Origin of the sequence: Acinetobacter sp. YH12227 (assembly GCF_013417785.1) — a bacterium.
Lineage (GTDB): Bacteria > Pseudomonadota > Gammaproteobacteria > Pseudomonadales > Moraxellaceae > Acinetobacter > Acinetobacter gandensis.
Genome location: NZ_VPDH01000126.1, coordinates 1 through 4,638, shown reverse-complemented (window position 1 = coordinate 4,638; position 4,638 = coordinate 1). Strand labels below are relative to the sequence as shown.

At 36.5% G+C, this 4,638-nt stretch carries 4 protein-coding genes and 2 pseudogenes; all 6 read right to left on the bottom strand.

Going from position 1 to position 4,638, the window contains the following annotated elements:
- Positions 1-137: 137 nt before the first annotated feature.
- Positions 138-614 (bottom strand): hypothetical protein, encoded by a 477-nt coding sequence (locus tag FTV09_RS16985; protein WP_180058950.1) that lies wholly within the window; start codon positions 612-614, stop codon positions 138-140.
- A gap of 85 nt (positions 615-699) precedes the next feature.
- Positions 700-1,053 carry a hypothetical protein gene (locus FTV09_RS16980; RefSeq protein ID WP_180058949.1) on the bottom strand — a complete coding sequence of 118 codons (354 nt, stop codon included), beginning with the start codon at positions 1,051-1,053 and terminating at the stop codon, positions 700-702.
- Between the two features lie 40 nt (positions 1,054-1,093).
- Positions 1,094-2,026, bottom strand: a complete 933-nt coding sequence (locus FTV09_RS16975) for an IS5 family transposase (protein ID WP_180058948.1) — start codon at positions 2,024-2,026, stop codon at positions 1,094-1,096.
- 62 nt (positions 2,027-2,088) lie between these two features.
- Positions 2,089-2,283: pseudogene (locus FTV09_RS16970) on the bottom strand (HNH endonuclease signature motif containing protein); the annotation flags it as partial.
- 26 nt (positions 2,284-2,309) lie between these two features.
- The gene (locus tag FTV09_RS16965) at positions 2,310-3,542 is read right to left on the bottom strand and encodes an ATP-binding protein (RefSeq protein ID WP_111860735.1); all 1,233 of its coding nucleotides are present in this window, start codon (positions 3,540-3,542) and stop codon (positions 2,310-2,312) included.
- Positions 3,543-3,693: 151 nt separating this feature from the next.
- Positions 3,694-4,515: pseudogene (locus FTV09_RS16960) on the bottom strand (IS5-like element ISAha2 family transposase); the annotation flags it as partial.
- Positions 4,516-4,638 lie beyond the last annotated feature (123 nt).

Genomic DNA, 4,638 nt, shown 5'->3' with positions numbered 1-4,638 from the left:
ATCAATGGCACAGAAGATTTCTGTAAAATCAAACATGGTGGTTAGAGTCTTTGGTTTGTGTAGTAACTTTCTAAATGGCTCTAACCATCTTTTTTTCAAGCGGTTTTCTTATCCGTAATTCGGGTTACTCTATGACATTATTCAGGAATATTAACCAAACTAAAATCCTCTAATTTTGTTTGTTCATTAAAAATATGGCTATTAAATTTATATGATTCTTTTAACCTAAATTTTTTTGTATGCTCTGTTTTATTGCTATTATGGTATTGATTATATTTAAAAAATATATCACCATCTTTTTCATATGGATAAATTAAAACCTCACCACTTCTATCGTTATTACCTCTTATTGAATATTCATCTTCAATAAAATAAATATTTTCTCCAGAAATATAAGCAAATTTATTATTCTTTTTGACAAATATCTCATACATTTTAAAATCATATTTATTATTTAGTGGATAATAGATACCATTTCTTAGTAGTGTAAACATATGATTCTTATTTGAATTAATGTTGTTCATATCATTAATTTTTCTAATATTTATTTGAATATCTTTATCTATATGATGATCAGTTAAAATTTTAAAACTAAGTGTAGGCTCTGTGTTCATAGTTTTTTGTATCCTATTCCAAATAAATACGCTAGAAAAAATTAATAAGATTATAAAAATCAATGGATAAATTATTTTTTTCATTTTATCTTCTTAATATAGCCTTTGGTTTGGGATCATAATTAAAAAAAGATTGATCTTTTTCATAGAGTAAGTTCCCATTCTTATAAAATCTCATAGGTTCTGCTTTTACACCAAAAAAATGAGCTTGTTTACCTTTTCCAGGTTTTGAACCTACCATATAAGTATCAGCAACAGACCAAGCTAAATCGTTACTTCTAGCAAAAGACGTAATTCTTTTAGAAGGGGAAAAGGATGGAAAACTTGAAGCACTTTGTCCGCCGACTTCCACATTTAAAAAATTAGGTAAGCAAGAAATATTTTGAGCGAAACTCGGGTTATTTGCAGAGTTACATCCAAAAAAAGGGCTTTGTTGCACAAAGATTTATAATTTGAAGCATCCGCCAACTCACTCAAATTTAAGTTACAACTCGGGTATGAGGACGACCTAACTCTGTAAATCTATTCAGCACGGCCACACGTGCATGAATCTCATTAACTTGGCTTTGAAAGTTTCTTGAATGTAGTCGATCGCCTAATAATTTGATGCAATGCATCTTGGTTTCGACCAAACTCCGCCGATGATAGCCTGACCATTTTTTCCATAATGTCCTGCCTAAACGTTTAACTGTTCGAAGTAATTCATTTCGCTCTTGCGAATGAACTTTTATATCTTTCCAAGGCTTTGCATTTTTTCTGGGTGGAATAACTGCATGTGCTTGCCGATCTGCAATGACCTGACGGCATTGTTTTGTATCATAAGCCCCGTCTGTATAAACTGAATCAATCTGTTCATCCAACGGGATTTGATCAAGTAAATCCCCGAGGACTTGTGAATCACTCACATTATTCGTTGTGAGCTGAACTGCTCGTATTTGTAGGGTTTTAGCATCTATACCAATATGGAGTTTACGCCATTGGCGACGATATTCAGGTCCATGTTTCTTGCGTTTCCATTCGCCCTCACCTAGAAACTTCATGCCTGTAGAGTCCATGAGTAGATGCAGCCCATCGCTACTTTTTTGGTAGCTGATTACAATATCAATATGCTTTTGTCTTCTACAAAGCGTGGTGTAATCTGGAGCTATCCAATTTAATCCGCAAAGTTTAATCAGACTTTGCACAAAGCCAGTGACCATACGTAAAGACAGACGGAATAAGGATTTAATCATTAAGCAGCATTGGATGGTTGCGTTGGAGTAGGTTTGATTTCGCCCTTGTTTGCCTTTTGATGGCGCATACCATTGCGTAACAGGATCAAACCAAATGGCAATATTTCCGCGACTCATGAGTGCTCGGTTATATGCGGGCCAATTGGTTGTGCGGTAGATTTTGTGTGTAGGCTTCTTCATTTGAAAATTATATCGCTGAAAAACCCTTTACAGATAGGTTTGTGCAACAAAGCCTTACCGAACGGATAAACCAGCAGGCCATTTTCTAGCACACCTTGTCCACCTGCGGCTTTGGCAATCCGATGATCCGATTCAGTAGAATCGAGATAGATTAATCCATCACAAATGGGGCAAAAGTTATGATTACCCACTAGAAAATTATGCTTAAGCAAATTTTTGGTTAATGCTGAAAAGGCCTTGGGCTTTGATCGAGAAATTAGATTGTCGATGCCTACACTCCACTTTACTTATTTTCAGACAGCAACCAATCGAGAGCGTTCATTTTTACAATACCATTATAATTGGCTTCAGTCCCTATCGTGTCTAAGGTAAGTAAATACTTAGGATATGAATCAGAAATTTTCTGTAATGGACGTAACTCTCGGGTGAGTGTCTCCTCACTGAGCGTTTCTAATGCCACCTGATAATAAGTTAAATTTTGTAAAGTATCGACAGCAACAAAATCAATTTCATATTCATCAACCCGCCCTACATAGACCGTATAGCCTCGTCTGACAAGCTCAAGATAAATCACATTTTCTAAGATATGACCTTGATCAGCATTAGCATCAGGCAACATAATGCGGCGCAATCCAACATCAACTAAATAGTATTTTTCAGAGGATTGTAATAACTCACGCCCACGTACTTTAAATTGTGCGGCGCTATAAAATAGCAAACTGTCCTGTAAGCCCTGAATATAGCGTTTTACTGTTTCAAATGAGATTTTAACCCCACTTGAAACAAAGGTATTTTTAATTTTATTGATGGAAATGGGTGAGCCTGTCACGCTTGCCAAATATCTTGCGACACGCTCGAGAGAGTTAATATCGGCCGTATTCAAACGGGGAATAACATCTTTAAACATTACACTGGCATAGACCGCTTGCAAGTAATCATAGGTTTCCTGCTGGCTGGTCATGGCAAGCGTATAGGGGAAACTACTGCGCGTGTACATGGCATACAAATCACGATTGGATAATTGTTGGATGATCGGATTATTTTCAATATGCCACTGTTTAAACTCTTGGAATGACAAGGGTAAAACATGTTGCTCGATATAGCGTCCTGTGAGTAACGTCGCAAGTTCTCCACTCAGAAAGAATGCATTAGAACCTGTAATATATAAATCGATATAATCCCGAACATATAAAGAGTCGACTACTTTTTCAAAATTGGTAACATGTTGTATTTCATCTAAAAAAACATAGTTTTTCTTGCTTTCATCAACTTTTGACAGTACATAATCATGTAGTTTACGGTAATCGGTGAGTTCTTCAAATTCCATAAATTCAAAGTTGATGGCAATGATGTTTTCGGCTTGTACACCCTGTGCTTTTAGGTCTTGTTGAAACATCGCCAGCAAGGTGGATTTTCCAGAGCGACGTACACCCGAAAGCACTTTAATGACATCACGGTTTTGCCATGTATTCAGAAATTTTAAGTAGCTATCACGTCGAATATTAGTTTTTCTCATTGTTTGCACTTAAACTCTAAAGTTTTAATTAATTCTATCAAAGTTTAGATACTAAGTGGAAATATATTTAATTTTTAAAAGAGTTTCTAGTTCATGTGGGCTTTGTTGCACAAAGATTTAAAAGATAACACTCTGCTCATTTGAACAGAATTCAAGTGACAACTTGGGTATGAGGACGACCTAATTCTGTAAATTTGTTCAATACGGCTATGCGTGCATGAATCTCATTCACCTGACTAGAAAAACTCCTTGCTGTTAATTTATCACCTAATAGTTTGATGCAATGCATCTTGGTTTCAACTAAACTTCGACGATGATAACCAGACCATTTTTTCCAAAGCGTTCTTCCTAAACGTTTAACTGTTTTCAGTAACTCATTCCGCTCTAAAGATCTCAATTTCTGATCTTTCCATGGTTTTGCATTTTTTCTTGGCGGAATGAGCGCATGTGCATCTCGATCTAGAATGACTTGTCTGCAGTGCTTCGTGTCATAAGCACCATCGGTATAGACCGAATCAATTCGTTCATCTAAGGGAATTTGAGCAAGTAAATCACCGAGTACTTGCGAATCGCTCACATTATTTGTAGTAAGCTGTACTGCACGTATTTGCAAGGTTTCAGCATCGATGCCAATATGAAGCTTACGCCATTGGCGACGATATTCAGGTCCATGTTTCTTACGTTTCCACTCCCCTTCACCTAGAAACTTTAAGCCAGTTGAGTCGACGAGTAGATGTAGCCCATCACTACTTTTTTGATAGCTAATCGCAATATCAATATGTTTTTGTCTTCGACAAAGCGTACTGTAATCTGGTGCGGTCCAATTTAATCCACAAAGTTTAATCAGACTTTGAACAAAACCCGTGACCATGCGTAAAGAGAGTCTAAATAAAGATTTGATCATTAAACAGCATTGAATAGCCGTATCGGAGTAAGTTTGATTTCGACCTTGCTTGTTTTGTGGTTGTGCGTAAGCGTCCGCTGAACACACCTTATGAATTCATCCTATAAGCCTTAATTTAGTCCCCACTTAAAAACAAGTGGGGACTAAAATTTATGACTACAAATCACCAGACATCCATCGCATCTCTTGCGA